Origin of the sequence: Bacillus cereus ATCC 14579, from assembly GCF_000007825.1 — a bacterium.
Taxonomy (GTDB): Bacteria; Bacillota; Bacilli; order Bacillales; family Bacillaceae_G; genus Bacillus_A; species Bacillus_A cereus.
Map to the genome: position 1 here is coordinate 4,834,953 of NC_004722.1, position 16,326 is coordinate 4,851,278.

Sequence of the window (16,326 nt, forward strand, 5' to 3'; positions counted from 1 at the left end):
ATGTAATAACCTCCTCTTTCAGAACGGACAGAATATTCTTTCTTTTTATATTATACTATATTTTTAATATGAAAAAAGCAGAAACAACTCTTAGCCGTTTCTGCTTTTTCTACTATATATTAAAAGAACTTTAATTTACCTTTTTTAAGAACTAATAAAGGTCCACCTAATAAGAATAGGTAACGGTTATCGATTACTTTCTTCATGAAGGAAGCTTTCCAACCTGTTAACTTTTTACCCATAACAACGCCCATTGCATCGTCATGACCTAAAGAACATACAGATCCTTTATTATCAAATGCGAATTTTTTCATTTCACCTTTACCACGAACTAATACAGTTAAGTTGTGTGCAATATTGTAACCTTGTTGAATTGCAATTTGTGCTGTTGGTGGGTATGGACGGTTAATTTCTTCATTAATGATTAACGCTGCGTCACCAACCATAAATACATCTTCGTATCCTGGAGCATGCATGTACTCATCAACTTTTACACGTCCGCGCATTGCTTCAAATCCAGACTCTTCCACAATACCGTTACCACGAACACCTGCAGCCCAAACTACTGTTTCAGACTTAATTAATTCAGTGTCATCGCCATTCGCAACGATAATACCTTCTTCAGTTGCTTCTTTAATTGCTGTACCGATGCGGAATTCTACACCTTTTTTCTCAAGTTGTTTTACAGCGTATTCTACTAACGCTGGATCGAAACCTGGAAGTGCTGTTGGAGCAGCTTCTACACAGATGATACGTGCTTTTTCACGTGGTACATTGTACTCTTTGCAAAGTTCAGGAACACGGTTTGCAAGCTCACCTACGTACTCGATACCAGTAAATCCAGCACCACCAACAACGATTGTTACTAACTCATCGCGTTGTTCAGTTGCATATTTAGAGAAACTAGCTTCCATATGCTCACGAATTTCACGAGTTGCATTAATGTTAGCGATTGAGAATGCATGCTCTTTTAATCCTGTAATTCCGAATGTTTCTGATTCGAAACCAAGACCAATTACTAAGTAGTCATACTCTAACTCGCCGTCTTTTAAGATAATGCGTTTTTCAGCAGCTTTAATTTCTACTACTGTGTCTTGTACAAAGTTTACTTTATTTGTATCAATAACGTCTTGAATATCTAGACAGATTTTTTCATCTTGTAATGTACCAGCTGCGCTCTCGTGTAACCAAGTCGCTTGGTAGTGATAGCTGTTGTTGTTTACTAGCGTAATTTCAGCTTCATTTACAGATAATGCTTTTTGCAGACGAACAGTCGTAATCATCCCGCCATAACCTGCACCTAAAACTACGATTTTTGGAGTCTTCACCAAATCACAACCCTTTTCTTTATATAATAGTAATGAGAAATAATACCAAGTACTAAAAACTCTATTTGTCAAGAATGTGGAATTTATCACATTCTATATCATAACAAAACGCAGTCAAAAAATCGTACGAATTTTGTCATAGAAATTTAACATAATACTTCCCTATATTAGTCGGTTTTATTCCAGAATTCAAGCGTCTGGAGAATTATCAATATTTTAAAATAACATAGCGTTTTCAAGGGTTTTTTAGACTTTTTTTCATGTATTTTCCTTTCTGTATATTTTATACAATAAAAAAGAACCTATGCGAAAACTTACACACAATTCAGTCGTTTTCAGAAGTATTATGAACTCAAATATGCTATCATTTATTTGAAAGTGTCATCATTTGCAGGATTTTCGTGTACATATGAACAATATATGAAATCAATATCAAAATTCCATCTATAGGGGGAATGAAAGTGGCAGAAAATCAAAAAGTTTACGACATAACAATTATTGGTGGTGGTCCAACAGGGCTGTTCACAGCATTTTATGGCGGTATGAGACAAGCAAGTGTAAAAATCATTGAAAGCTTACCTCAACTTGGAGGACAATTATCCGCACTCTACCCTGAAAAATACATTTATGATGTAGCTGGATTCCCAAAAGTGCGCGCACAAGAATTAGTTGATAACTTAAAAGAGCAAATGAAGAAATTTGACCCAACCGTTTGTTTAGAAGAAGCTGTCGATACGCTTGAGAAACAAGCTGACGGTATATTTAAACTTGTTACGAATAAGCAAACTCACTATTCTAAATCAGTTATTATTACTGCTGGCAATGGTGCTTTCCAACCACGCCGCTTAGAATTAGAAGGTACAGCAAAGTATGAAAAGAAAAACTTACATTATTTCGTTGATGATATGAATAAATTTGCCGGTAAGCGCGTCGTAGTATTTGGCGGCGGCGATTCAGCTGTTGATTGGACAATGATGTTAGAACCGATCGCTGAAAAAGTTACAATCGTTCATCGCCGCGATAAATTCCGTGCGCATGAACATAGCGTCGAAAACTTAATGAATTCTCGTGCAGAAGTAAGTACACCGTATGTTCCAGTTGAACTCATTGGTGATGACAAAATTGAACAAGTCGTTCTTCAGCACGTAAAAACGGAAGAAAAAGTTATCATCGATGTTGATGACGTAATTGTAAACTATGGCTTCGTTTCTTCTCTTGGCCCAATTAAAAACTGGGGCTTAGATATACAAAAAAACAGCATCCTTGTAAATTCAAAAATGGAAACAAATATTCCTGGCATTTACGCTGCTGGTGACATTTGTACATATGAAGGAAAAGTAAAACTCATTGCTTGCGGCTTCGGTGAAGCACCAACAGCAGTAAACAATGCAAAAGCTTACTTCGATCCAAATGCAAAACTTCAACCAATGCATAGCTCAAGCATGTTTTAATATGTAGAAATAAAAGCTCCTTCCATACGTGGAAGGAGCTTTTATTTTATATACCACGAAAGCACACTGAATTCGATAAACTATCGAACTCAGTGTGCTTTTCGTCTAAAAAAATTATTGTTTTCTTCTTCTACCTAATACGAATAATACTCCGCCAACTAAGAATGAAATTCCAGCACCAACTGACATCATCCATGGAGACGCTGCCCCTGTTTTCGGTAATTCTCTTTCTGTTTTTACTTGCGGCTCTTTAATTAATTTTTCCAATCTTACTTCCGGTTTCACTTCTGGCTCCTTCGGTTCTTTCGGATCTTCCGGTTTCACTTCTGGCTCCTTCGGCTCTTTCGGATCTTCTGGTTTCACTTCTGGCTCCTTCGGCTCTTTCGGATCTTCTGGTTTCACTTCTGGCTCCTTCGGTTCTTTCGGATCTTCCGGTTTCACTTCTGGCTCCTTCGGTTCTTTCGGATCTTCCGGTTTCACTTCTGGCTCCTTCGGCTCTTTCGGATCTTCTGGTTTCACTTCTGGCTCCTTCGGTTCTTTCGGATCTTCCGGTTTCACTTCTGGCTCCTTCGGTTCTTTCGGATCTTCCGGTTTCACTTCTGGTTCCTTCGGTTCTTTCGGATCTTCCGGTTTCACTTCTGGCTCCTTCGGCTCTTTCGGATCCTCCGGTTTCACTTCTGGCTCCTTCGGCTCTTTCGGATCTTCTGGTTTCACTTCTGGCTCCTTCGGCTCTTTCGGATCCTCCGGTTTCACTTCTGGCTCCTTCGGCTCTTTCGGATCTTCTGGTATCTTAAAATCTTCTTTTGTTTTCGGTAAAATTGTAACTGTAGGCTCAAGTGGCGGATTTATTTTATCGTCCACTACTGCTTTATTTGTTATCCCTTTACTCGGCGCTTCTTTTACCTTCGCGTTAAAAATAATACTACGTTCTTTCGTATCTGTAATTTCTAGATACTTGGCGATTACTTTTCCAAACTCCATTTTTAACTCTATTGGATTTGGCTCAGCCCCTTCAAATCTAATACTACCTTGCACGTATTCTAAACCGGCTGGAATTTCATCTTCTATTGTAACTACATCTAGTTTTCCGTTTTCCCCCGTATTTTTGAAGCTAATTCGGTATTCTACTTCTTCTCCTAGCTTTGGCTCTTTATTACTTACTGTAATCGCTGCTGTTAACTTACCATCTTTATATTCTGGCTTTATTTTCGCTGTCGGTTCTATAACTGGATGTTTCGGATCATCCACTTCAATAATCGCTTTATTTGTTATTTCTCCTCCAACTTTTGCTGTTTCTTTTACCTTTACTTTAAAGATGACACTTCTTTCTTTCGTATCCGTAATTTCTGGATACTTCACTGTTACTTTTCCATTCTCTACTTTAAGTTCTGTAGGCACAGGCTTATCACCTACGGCCTCCAGACTATCTTTCACATACTCTAAACCAGACGGAATTTCATCTTCAATCTTTACATCAACTAACTTCCCGCCATCTACTGTGCCGTTAAAAGTAATTCGATATTCAATTTCTTCCCCTAGCTTTGGTTCATGATTACTTACTTCTTTCCTTGCCTCTAGTTTCCCATCTTTATATTGCGGTGTGATTGGTATAAGTGACTCAACTGGCGGCGGCGTCGGATTATTATCATCAACAATCGCCTTGTTTACAATCTCTTTTCCTACTTGTACCGTCTCTTGTACTCTCACTTTAAAGATGATACTTCTTTTTTTCGTATCCGTAATTTCTGGATACTTTGCTGTTACTTTTCCATTCTCTACTTTAAGTTCCACCGGATATGGTTCCGGCCCATCAGACTTTATACTATCTTGTACGTATTCTAAACCGGCTGGAATTTCATCTTCTACCTTTACCTCAGTTAGTTTTCCGTTCTCTACCGTATTTTCAAAGCTAATTCGATATTCTACTTCTTCTCCTAACTTTGGTTCATGATTACTTACTGTTTTTTCTGCTTGTAATGCACCATCTTTATATTGAGGCTGAATAGAGATATTCGGTTGCTCTGGTGGATTTATTGTATCTTCCACAATCGCCTTGTTCACAATCTCTTCGCCTACTTTAGCTTTTTCTTTCACTTTCACTTTAAAGACGATACTTCTTTCTTTCATATCCGTAATTTCTGGATATTCCGCAAGGACGATTCCGTTTTTCACTTTCACATACAACGGTTTCGGATTCTCTCCCTCGGCTCTTTCACTACCTTCTACAAACTCTAAGCCAGTTGGTAATTCATCCTTAATCTTCACCTTCGCTACTTTTCCATGCTCTACTACGTTACGGAAAGTAATTCGATACTCTACTTCTTCTCCTAATTTTGGAGCTGGATTATTTACTGTTTTCTCAGCTTTTAGTTTTCCGTCCTTATACTCCGGCGTAATAATCGCTTCTGGTTTTTGCGGCGGATTCTTCGGATTGTCATCATCCACAATTGCCGTATTCACGATTTTCTTACCGACTTTTGCTACTTCCGTTACTTTCACTTTAAAGATAATACTACGCTCAGCTGTATCAATAATATTTTCATACTTCGCTGTAATTTTCCCAGCTTCTTCTTTTAACTCTACTGGCGCTGGCTCATTACCTTCTGATTTTAAACTATCCTTCACATACTCTAAACCAGTTGGTAATTGATCCTCAATTTTCACTTCTGCTAGTTTTCCGTTTTCTACCGTATTTTTAAAACTAATTCGGTACTCTACTTCTTCTCCTAGCTTTGGATCTTTTTTATTTACCTTTTTATCAGCTTTAACTTTACCGTCTTTATGCTGCGGGGTAATTTCTACTTCTGGTCGCTCTGGTGGATTTTTTGTATCATCAACAATTGCTTTATTTACAATTGCTTTGTCCACTTCAACAGAATCTTTCACCTTCACTTTAAAGATAATGCTTCTTTCTTTCATGTCAGTGATATTTTCATACTTCGCACTAACCTTACCAGCTTCTTCTTTCAACTCTACTGGTGCTGGCTTATCACCTTCTGCTTTTAGACTATCTTTCACATACTCTAAACCAGACGGAATTTCATCCTCAATTTTCACCTCTGCCAGTTTTCCATCTTTCACCGTATTATTAAATGAAATTCGGTATTCGATTTCTTCCCCTAGCTTCGGTTTATGATTATTCACCTTTTTATGAGTAGCAATTTTACCGTCTTTATATTGCGGTGTAATTTTTGCTGTCGGATCAATTACTGGATGGTTCGGATCATCAACATGGATAATCGCTTTATTTGTGATGTCTTTACCTATTGCAACTGAATCTTTCACCTTCACTTTAAAGACGATACTTCTTTCTTTCGTATCCATAATCTCTGAATACTTTGCCATTACCTTACCATTTTCTACTTTCAGCTCCACTGGTTTTGGCTCTTCACCTTCAGCCTTTTCGCTTCCTTCTACAAACTCTAATCCAGCTGGAATTTCATCTTCTATTTTTACCTCTGCTAGTTTTCCATCTTTCACCGTATTATTAAAAATAATTCGATATTCGATTTCCTCACCTAACTTCGGTTCATGATTACTTACTTCTTTTCTTGCCTCAATTTTCCCATCTTTATATTGTGGTGTAATCGGTACATAAGGCTCTTCTGGCAGATTCTTTGTATCATCTATAATTGCCTCATTTACGATTTCTTCTCCTACTTTTACGCTTTCTTTTACCTTCGCTTTAAAGACAATACTTCTTTCCTCTGTATCTGTAATTTCTGGATACTTTGCCATTACCTTATTATTTTTCACCTGTAGCTCTACTGGTTTCGGTTTAGAACCTTCTGCTGTGATGCTGCCTTCTACATACTCTAAACCATTTGGTAATGTATCCTTTATATTTACCTCTACTAGTTTTCCGTTTTCTACCGTGTTTTTAAAACTAATTCGGTATTCTACTTCTTCTCCTAGTTTCGGTTTATGATTATTTGCTACTTTCTGCGCAGCAATTTTACCATCTTTATATTGCGGAGTAATTTCCACACGAGGCTCTTCTGGCTCATTTTTTGTATCTACTACGATTGCTTTATTAACAATCTCCTTGCCTATTTCTGCCTCTTCTTTTACTTTCACTTTAAAAATAATACTTCTTTCTTTTGTATCCGCAATTTCTAAATACTTTGCCATTACCTTGCCGTTTTCAAATTTCAATTCTACCGGACTTGGTTTAGAACCTTCTGCTTGTAAACTGTTCTCCACGTACTCTAATCCAGCTGGAATTTCATCTTCTACTGTAACCTCTACTAGTTTTCCGTTTTCTACCGTGTTTTTAAAACTAATTCGGTATTCTACTTCTTCTCCTAATTTCGGTTTTTTATTGTTTACAAATTTCTCTGCTTTAAGCTTACCGTCTTTATATTCTGGCGTAATTGTTACTTCTGAAGTTGTTGGATCTTTTGTATCATCAACAACTACTTTATTGACAATGCCTTCACCAACCTTAAATTCTTCTTTTACTTTCGCTTTAAAGACGATACTTCTTTCTTCTGTATCCATAATTTCTGGATATTTTGCGATTACTTTTCCATCTTTCACTTTCAGTTCTACCGGATCTGGCTTAGAACCTTCTGCTCGTAAACTATCTTTCACATACTCTAATCCATTTGGTAAATCATCTTTTATTGTCACCTCTGCTAGCTTTCCGTTTTCTACCGTATTTTTAAAGCTAATTCGGTATTCCACTTCTTCTCCTAACTTCGGTGTTTCATTATTTACCGTTTTCTTCGCTTCCACTTTTCCGTCTTTATGCTGTGGAGTAATTTCTGCCGTCGGTGTTTCTGGCTCATTTTTCGTATCATCAATAATTGCTTTATTGACGATTTTTTTACCGACTTTCACTTCATCTTTTACTTTCACTTTAAAAGTGATACTTCTTTCTTCTGTATCCGTAATCTCTGGATACTTCGCCATTACCTTACCATTTTCAAATTTCAATTCTACTGGATCCGGCTTAGAACCTTCTGCTTTCACACTGTTTTCTACGTACTCTAAACCTTCTGGTAAAGTATCTTCTATTTTCACCTCTGCTAGTTTTCCGTCTTCTACCGTGTTTTTAAAACTAATTCGGTATTCTACTTCTTCTCCTAACTTCGGCGTTTCATTATTTACCGTCTTCTTCGCTTTCACTTTTCCGTCTTTATGTTGCGGAATAATTTCTGCTGTCGGTGTTTCTGGCGGATGTTTCGTATCGCTCACAATCGCTTCATTAACAATTGAATCGCTCACTTTACCTTTTACTTTCACTTTAAAGGTAATACTTCTCTCTTTTGTATCTGTAATCTCAGGATACTTTGCCATTACCTTACCGTTTTCAAATTTCAATTCCACTGGATCTGGCTTAGAACCTTCTACTTTTACACTATCTTTCACATACTCTAATCCATTTGGTAAATCATCTTCTATCTTTACCTCTGTTAGCTTTCCATGTTCTACCGTATTTTTAAAGCTGATTCGGTATTCCACTTCTTCTCCTAACTTCGGCGTTTCATTATTTACCATCTTTTTCGCTTCAAGTTTTCCATCTTTATACTGAGGAATAATTTCCGCAGTCGGATTAACTGGCTTATTTTGCGAATCATCAATAGTTGCTTTATTAATGATTTTTTTACCGACTGTTACTCCTTCTTTTACTTTCACTTTAAAAACGATACTTCTTTCTTCTGTATCCATAATTTCTGGATATTTTGCCATTACCTTACCGTTTTCAAATTTCAGCTCTACTGAATCTGTTCCGACACCTTCTGCTTTCAAACTATTTTCTACATACTCTAAACCTTCTGGTAAAGTATCCTCTATTATCACGTCTGTTAGCTTTCCGTACTTAACCGTGTTTTTCATACTAATTCGGTATTCTACTTCTTCTCCTAACTTCGGTGTTTCATTATTTACGCTTTTCTTCGCTTTAATTTTTCCATCTTTGTGTAATGGTGTGATTTTTGCTTCTGGTTCTTTCGGATGTTTCATATCATCCACAATTGCCTTATTGATGATTTCCTTACCTACTTCCGCTTCTTCCTTCACCTTTACCTTAAAGACAATACTTCTTTCTTTCATATCCGTAATATTTTCGTATTCAGCAATGACTTTTCCATCTTTCACACTTAACTTTAATGGAGCTGGTTTATCACCTTCAGCCTTTTCACTGCCTTTTACATACTCTAAACCGTTAGGAATTGTATCCTCTATTATTACCTTTTCTAGTTTTCCGTTTTCTACCGTGTTCTTAAAGCTAATTCGGTATTCTACTTCTTCTCCTAGTTTTGGTGATGGATTATCTACTGTCTTCTTCGAATCAATTATTCCATCCTTATGTTGCGGAGTAATTCTTTCCTCCGGCTCAATCGGTGGATTTTTCGTATCATCAACAATTGCTTTATTGACAATCTCTTTATCTACTTTTGCTTCTTCCTTCACCTTTACTTTAAAGACGATACTTCTTTCTTTCATATCCATAATATCGATATACTTAGCTTTGACTATCCCATTTTCAACAGCTAATTCTACTGGTCCAGGTGCTTCTCCTTCGGCCTTGATGCTATTTTCTACATATTCAAGACCTTTTGGAATTGTATCTTCCACTCGCACCTCTTCAAGTTTTCCGTTCTCAACCGTATTATGAAAACTAATGCGGTACTCGATTTCTTCGCCTAACTTTGGCTTCTTATTATTAACTACCTTTGTAGCAGCAATTTCACCTTTTTTACTTTGCGGTGTAATAACAACCTTTGATTCAACAGGCTCATTTTTCGGATCTTTTGCAATTGCTTTATTTACGATTGCTTCCCCTACTTTTGCCGAATCTTTTACTTTCACTTTAAAAACAATACTTCTTTTTTCTGTATCCGTAATTTCTGGATACTTTGCCATTACTTTTCCGTCTTCCACTTTTAGTTCTACTGGCTCTGGTTTTATACCTTCAGCTTTCAAACTATCTTTCACGTATTCAACACCTTTAGGTAGTGTATCTTCTACTAGCACCTTTTCTAGTTTTCCGTTTTCTACCGTATTATAAAATGTAATTCGGTATTCCACTTCTTCTCCTAGTTTTGGTGTTTGATTCGTTACGCTTTTTTCAACATCCACTTTACCGTATTTATAATCCGGCGTAATCTTTTCTTCTGGATGCTCAGTTTGTCCATTTGGCTCACTCACAACCGCTTTATTAACAATTGTTTCTCCGGCTTTTGCCTCTTCTTTTACTTTCACTTTAAAGGCAATGCTTCGCTCTTTTGTATCCATAATCTCTGGATATTTGGCGATTACCTTACCATTTTCTACTTTTAACTCTACTGGATTTGGTTCAGCACCTTCAGCTCGCTCACTGCCTTGAACAAATTCTAAGTTAGCTGGAATTTCATCTTCTATTGTAACTGCATCTAGTTTTCCGTTTTCCACCGTATTTTGGAAGCTAATTTGATATTCAACTTCTTCTCCTAGCTTCGGCTTTTTATTTGTTGCTTTTTTCTTTGCAGCAATTTTACCGGCCTTATGCTGTGGTGTAATCTTCTCTTCTAGATTCTTTGGTGGATTTGTTTTATCACTAACGGTTGCTTTATTAACAATTTCTTCACCAATTTTTGCAGTTTCTTTTACTTTTGTTTTAAAGACGATACTTCTTTCTTCCATATCCATAATTTCTGGATACTTTGCAATTACTTTTCCATTTTCAAACTTCAGCTCTACTGGCTCTGGTTTTGCACCTTCTGCTTTCAAACTATCTTTCACGTATTCAAGATTGCTTGGTAATTCATCTTCAATCGTCAATACATCTAGACGTCCATCTTTTGTCTTATTTTTAAATGTAATACGATACTCTACTTCTTCACCTAGTTTCGGTGTTTTATTAGATGCTATTTTTTTAGCTTCTATTTCTCCAGGGATTTCTTTTGGAGTCGTAACCGTAATATCTGCATCATCTGCAGTTTCATAATTTACCTCGGTACTATCTTGTCCCTTTACAACAACGATATTTTTTACTGTTGTATCTGATTGTACAGAAGCTTTCACTTTTACTTTGAATGTAATAATAGCACTTTCACCAGGCTTTAAAACACCGCCGTCTTTAGCATTAGCACCTTCACCAACACGGAAATCAATTTGATTATTTACAAACTCTGCTTCATCATCGCTTGCATCATCTGTTTTATTTCCTTTATTACTTCCAGAAATATATTGTATAGATCCCGGAACATACTCTAAACGATCATCTAATTTATCAAAACCTTTTACATTCGATACCGGCGCTTGATTATTTTTCGTATCATTTTTCACTTCAATTTGATACGTAAACTCTTCACCAGCTTTAATTTCCTTAATTTCTTTACCTGTACTATCTAATGCCTTTTTATCAACTTGTAAGTTTGGAGCATTATGTTCTGTAACAAATGTGGCGTTGTTTAATACGTAAATATCACCAGTACCAGCATATGCTCTAAAACGCATTTTTCCTTCTTTCAAATCATTCTTTACTTGAGTCGGTCCTTCAAGATGATACGTATGAATGTCAGTACTGAATGAATTTGTCCAATCCGGGTTATATCCTGGATATTTTTTTGTAACAAACTCGTTAGTACCGTCTACTTGTACTTCTGTCATAGAAGAATCATTCGCATCATTATCTTTACCGTTAATATTTTTTATCTTTATATATCCAGCACCAAAATCATATTCTCCATAATCATAGGCATATCCATCTTTCTCAGCTGGATCACCTTGCGATGAAAAATAACTAAATTTTGCTTTAAAAGCACCTTCTTTTGGTGTGTTTATTTTATTAACACTAATATCTGTCCAGGCTGTACTTTTTTGAGAGACTAGCCCTTCCCAAATCTTCATATCTTTTACGGTTTCTTTATGGTTTTCATAAACTAATATAAGATTCCAGTTGCCCCAGTAGTAACCACTGCCTTTTTCAAATTTAATTTGTGGCACATTCGCAACTGTCACCGTTTGAGAAATACCTTGCTGTGCAATTACATTTGTTACGTCAGCATATGCAACATAACCGGCACCAGCACCCGAGTAATTTGAAATATACGGTAAATAATCCGCTTTTCGTATACTATCAGCACTTACTTCAGCGTATCCTTTATTCCCCATTTTCATTTTAACGGGCTCTCTTACATCTGCATCGCTAACTCTATACTCTTTAGATGGATAAGTTGGCGTTCCCATAGCTGCTGTCCAAAATAAATAAGCCTTTTTCACTTTACTTCCAGCGGGAATAGTAGGAAAAGCTCCTGTTGACGAATTAAAAGTACTATCATCGTTATCAACGTCCACAGTCATTTTATTCGTCTTATACCCCAAACTTTGTCTGCCATAATGATCGGTCGTCAAACCAAGTGTTACATTACCAGTCTGTACTAAATTACCAGCAGTAATTGTAGAATACAATGGATCTCCAAACCCTTGTTTATCCCCTGTTTGGATTTGAACCTTCGAAGCATTTTCTGGCGCAGCTTGTACTTCTGCAACATTCTGCTTTACTGCCTCTTTTTCTGGCTGCTTCTCAGCTTCGGTTACTGGTTGTTTTGGTAGTTCTGTTTTTGATGTAGGGTTATTTTTATCTTCTACAGATACTTTTAGCTTTTCATCAACTTTTTTGATTGTATTATTAGCTGATGGGCCAACTTCTTTCTTACTACTGTCAGCCTCCTCATCGGCATTAGCTGCTACCTTTTCTTCAGAAGGGATTCCCTCAACATCTACAGACATGTTTCCTATTTGTACTTTATCTTTTTGCACACTAATCTTTTGTTTGTATTCTTTATTAAAATGCTGCGTGCGACTAGCCTTTATTAGCACAGTCATTTTTTCGTGTGATTTTAAATCTCGAATTTTAAGATTAGAAGAAAGAACCTTTCCTCCCTTATCTTTTTCTTCTACATAGAAATCCGCTACTTTATTTTCAGGTAACTTCTCTCCGTTTACTTTCACAGATTGCGAGAGGAACGTAATTTCATTTTCATTATTTTGTTTAAGCACCAATTCTTGAATTGGTGTAGCTCCCGTATTTTCAATCGTATATTGAAATACGTGCTCCCTCTTAGCTACTTCCCCCTTATATATTTCGGCATTTACTTGCTCTGCCTTAATTTTCACATCATTTCCTTGTAACTCATCCCAGCTTTTTTTATTTATCTCTGCAAAAGCACTGGGTGAAGGCAATATGATGGATAGGAGAAGTGTGATCATTGTTACGACATTAAAACACTTCAATACTTGTTTCATATTTTTTACCTTTCTCCTTTCTATATGCTTGCTATCCGTCTACTTAATTTCGTAGCCGTATACATAGCAATATATATCCACTCGCAACAATCCGACCTACGAAAATGTATTGTTGAAATCCCAATGTCAACAATATAAATCTCATAGAATATTACTATTTTAATTTATCAAAAATAGCATATATATATCGGACACTTATACAAACCTTCACCATTTTTTAACATAGTAAAAAATGCCCTATTGTATAGGTTTATATAACAGTTAAAGGATACATAAAAATCTTAACATACTCCCAAATCTATTTGTACACGAAATAGAAATTTTACCATTTTTTACTTATTTTTATTTATAATTAAAATTTTCAAAAAACTCCACATATAAAAATATGTTATATTAAAATCAGGAACAAATGTTCTTATTTTAAAGGAGGAATTTTCATGATTAACGAGCCCAATATAATGAAAAAAGAAGCTTTCCAAGCAATCGGCGTTTCAGTTACGACGACTAACGAAAGAGAGGCATCTACTAAAGGAAAAATCTCCGAGCTTTGGAACCGCTACTTCCAAGAACAAATGATGCATCACATCCCAAACAAAAAAACGAAAGCAACATTTGCTTTCTACTCAAACTACGAATCAGATGAAACTGGTACATATACATTCACAATCGGTACGACCGTTTCTTCATTAGAAGACGTTCCTGAAAATATGACAACTTTAACAATACCTGCTGCTACATATGCGGTATTTACAACGAGAAAGGGACCAGTTGCTGAAGTCGTTTGCGAAGCTTGGGAATATATTTGGCAATGGTCGAAAGAAAATAAACGTGCCTTCACAACAGACTTCGAGCTTTACGACGAAAGAGCATTAGACCCAAATCATGCACAATTGGATATTTATATTGCGTTAGCCTAAAAAAAGATGCCCATTCGGCATCTTTTTTTGTCGTTAAATAGCTACTGGGCAAATTCATTATTATTGTCTACAATGAGAAAGTGCAGTATAGAAATATTAGAAACTGTATAAAGTGAAACTATAATCAGTGGGGGCATCTCCCATTAAGTATTAGCCCTCACCAATCGGGCGTTTACTGGTTTTTTAGTTTAAATTTGTCACATAGAAAGGAAGCAATATGGAGGAACTACAACAAAATAAAACTGCTTTAGAAGGAAGCGGAAAACCGTTATTAAAAAATACGAATTTCCTTTTTCTTTGGGCAGCTACTCTTTTTTCAAGCTTTGCTTTAGCCTTTTTTACTTTTTCACAAACGTGGTACATAGCAAAAACATTAAACCTTGAAGCTTCACTCGGTGTTGTTTTCGTAGCTCTTAGTGTTCCAAGGCTTATTTTTATGATTGTCGGCGGCGCTGTAGCTGATAAATTCCCGAAAAAAAATATTATGTTTTACTCCAATATCATTCGAGCGATTCTTGTCGCAACCATTCTCACATGGTTTATCGTTGGTGATATAACGCTATATACATTTGCTTTATTCGCTTTATTCTTTGGACTTGCTGATGCTTTCTTCTGGTCAGCAGATGGATCTATCTTACCGGAATTGGTAGAAAAAAGCCGGTTAACACAAGCGAATTCACTTACACAAATGACGAACCAAGCATCGGTCATCTTAGGCCCTGTACTTGGCGGAATTCTCATTAAATTCACGAACTATGAGACAATATTTTCCATTACGATTTTATTACTGATTGTCGCTGCCATACTCGTTCAAAAAATACAATTTACGATGCCAGAACAAAAAGATACAGATAAAGGTATGTTCACTTCCATTAAAGAAGGAATCTTATATGTAAAGGAATCGCCATTCCTTTCAACTTTCCTTATTTGTAGCGCTTTTTTAAACTTATTTTTAATCGGTCCGATGCAAGTTGGTTTCCCGCTTTTTGTTAAAAACGTGCTGCATGGTGATTCGCTCCAGTTTAGTTACTTAGAAGCATCTGTAGGCGGCGGAATGGCAATCGGTGCTGTCATTGTCGGTTTAAAAAATATTAATCGTAGACGCGGTCTATTTTGTATTATCATGATGCTACTGTCTGGTGTCTTCTTCTTATCCATCAACTTTAGTACCGTACTATGGCAAGCATTATTAGCTGGCATGTTTTACGGTATTACAATCGCAATGGCGATTGTACCGCTTATGGCAATGATTCAATCGACAGTCAAAGAAGAAATGATGGGACGCGTAATGAGTTTACTTATGCTATCATCAATGGGCTTTATCCCGCTCTCTTATGCATTCACATCCATCGCGCTTGCAATAGGAATTCCAATCGTAACCGTTATGAAAAGCGGTGCAATCGCCGTTATTGTCTTCGTACTCTTTGTAGCGATTCGTGTTCCAGTTGTAAGAAAGTTTGATTAACTACTTGGAGTCATGCATTTACGCATGGCTCCTTTTTAAAAGGATCAAATAACGGTATCCCCTTACTTCTTCTCACAGCTGCTCCCCATTCTAATCCAACCTCTAAAAATAAATCCCGCACTGTACTATATAAAAGTGCCTTCACATTTTTACGGATTTCCCCGTATTTATACGCCCTCACAACACTTTTCACGCGCCAAATGAAATTCCCATACACTTCTTCATCAGCTAATATTTGCTCCAGTAAAACACCTTGCTCTAGTAATCCACTCTTTTTATATGCAAGTTCCACCTTACTCCAAAATATATTAATCTTCTTCGGATTACTCGTCATCGGCAGAAGTGCGTATATAAAAGGCTTCGGTATATCATGACGGCAATACGTCTCATCAAGCTCGTACGTTATTTTTCTTTTCTCTTTTATTTGTGGAATGTTTTTAGAAAGAATTGTTTCCCTTTCGCTTTTTTGCTCCTTTCCGCTACAGCCAGCTGTATAATCCTCACTTTCACATGCGGACATTTTCATACGGTCATCCATGCGGTCAATTGCAGATATAAGAAATACATATAAGTTCGCACTATATCCGCCGCGCCTATGTCTTTCTTTTGTCGCAACACGCTTTATAATTCCTAGTTCCTCTAACTTTGCAATAGAGCGGCGTACTGTACGAATACTCTTTCCAACATTTGTAGCAATCGTCTCCATTAATGGACAAGCAACCCCCACTGTTTTCTGTTTCTCATTCACTGCATACTTTCCTAAAAAATGAATAATGGTAGCATCCGTTTTATTTAATTGAAATCGATAATGTTTCAAAACTTGTTTTTGATATGTATTAAACTCTTCTTTACTTTGAAATTCACTGTATGGTTTCATTAAATTATATAAGCTTCCCATTTTTATCACCTCACTTATAAATAAGAGGCAG

At 36.5% G+C, this 16,326-nt stretch carries 6 protein-coding genes; 3 read left to right on the plus strand and 3 right to left on the minus strand.

Features of this window, described 5'->3' with window-relative positions; all coding sequences use genetic code 11:
* Positions 1-119: 119 nt before the first annotated feature.
* Positions 120-1,328 (minus strand): NAD(P)/FAD-dependent oxidoreductase, encoded by a 1,209-nt coding sequence (locus BC_RS24570; RefSeq protein ID WP_000856612.1) that lies wholly within the window; start codon positions 1,326-1,328, stop codon positions 120-122.
* Positions 1,329-1,789: 461 nt separating this feature from the next.
* On the opposite strand from BC_RS24570, the gene BC_RS24575 reads away from it, so the two are divergent.
* Complete coding sequence (locus BC_RS24575) at positions 1,790-2,779, plus strand: NAD(P)/FAD-dependent oxidoreductase (RefSeq protein ID WP_000829785.1); 990 nt, start codon at positions 1,790-1,792, stop codon at positions 2,777-2,779.
* A gap of 114 nt (positions 2,780-2,893) precedes the next feature.
* On the opposite strand, the gene BC_RS24580 is transcribed toward BC_RS24575, so the two are convergent.
* A complete protein-coding gene (locus tag BC_RS24580; RefSeq protein ID WP_000815762.1) occupies positions 2,894-13,015 on the minus strand; it encodes an isopeptide-forming domain-containing fimbrial protein in 10,122 nt (3,373 codons plus the stop codon).
* 437 nt (positions 13,016-13,452) lie between these two features.
* On the opposite strand from BC_RS24580, the gene BC_RS24585 reads away from it, so the two are divergent.
* Together BC_RS24585 and BC_RS24590 are read left to right on the plus strand one after the other, a co-directional pair.
* A complete protein-coding gene (locus tag BC_RS24585) occupies positions 13,453-13,932 on the plus strand; it encodes a GyrI-like domain-containing protein (protein ID WP_000606669.1) in 480 nt (159 codons plus the stop codon).
* A gap of 217 nt (positions 13,933-14,149) precedes the next feature.
* Entirely contained in the window at positions 14,150-15,397 is a 1,248-nt protein-coding gene (locus tag BC_RS24590) for an MFS transporter (protein ID WP_000391935.1), read from the plus strand.
* Positions 15,398-15,407: 10 nt separating this feature from the next.
* Here BC_RS24590 and BC_RS24595 read toward each other — a convergent pair whose 3' ends face one another.
* Complete coding sequence (locus tag BC_RS24595; protein ID WP_000535235.1) at positions 15,408-16,295, minus strand: helix-turn-helix domain-containing protein; 888 nt, start codon at positions 16,293-16,295, stop codon at positions 15,408-15,410.
* Positions 16,296-16,326 lie beyond the last annotated feature (31 nt).